The organism is Cellulophaga sp. BC115SP (genome assembly GCF_009905545.1).
GTDB lineage: Bacteria > Bacteroidota > Bacteroidia > Cytophagales > Spirosomataceae > Flectobacillus > Flectobacillus rivi.
Map to the genome: position 1 here is coordinate 1 of NZ_JAAALB010000201.1, position 581 is coordinate 581.

The 581-nt window shown below is 44.9% G+C and carries 1 protein-coding gene; it reads left to right on the forward strand.

The annotated features are described in order from the left end of the window. Positions 1-581 (forward strand): hypothetical protein (locus tag GVN22_RS27665; RefSeq protein ID WP_205691078.1); only part of this gene is annotated, 581 nt, incomplete at both ends.

The window sequence follows — 581 nt, forward strand, 5'->3', positions numbered from 1 at the left end:
GATCCACAACCAACGAATCCATGTGTATGGGGTATCGGTCAAGTGTTAGCGAATACAAGCACGACTTGGAGAACAGGTGACTGTGATGGCGATGGAGTAACCAACTACGCAGAAGCAACTGGAGCAGATGGTAACCCAGCTACAATTGCTGATAACACCAACCCACTAAGTGCTTGTAGCTTAAACTTGAGTCAAGTGACTTTAGTAGCGACGAGTACAGGCGACTGTGATGGCGATGGTGTAACGAACAAAGATGAGATTAATGGTATCGATGATAATCCATTGACGACTGCAGACAATACAGATCCGAACGATGCTTGTAGTTACAACAAGGTAGACCAAGTACTTGCGAATGTGGATCCATCTTGGTTGACCAAGGACTGTGATAAGGATGGTAATCCAAACGGAACAGATCCAAATCCACAGACTGCTACAGCAGCTAATGATGCATTAACAGCATCATTTGGTACAATCAGTACAGTAAATGTGCTATCGAATGATGACTTCTTACCAGTAGCGAGCAATGTGATTACTAGAACAGGTGGCACAGCAAGTGGAACGGCAGTCTTCGCTCCAGTAAC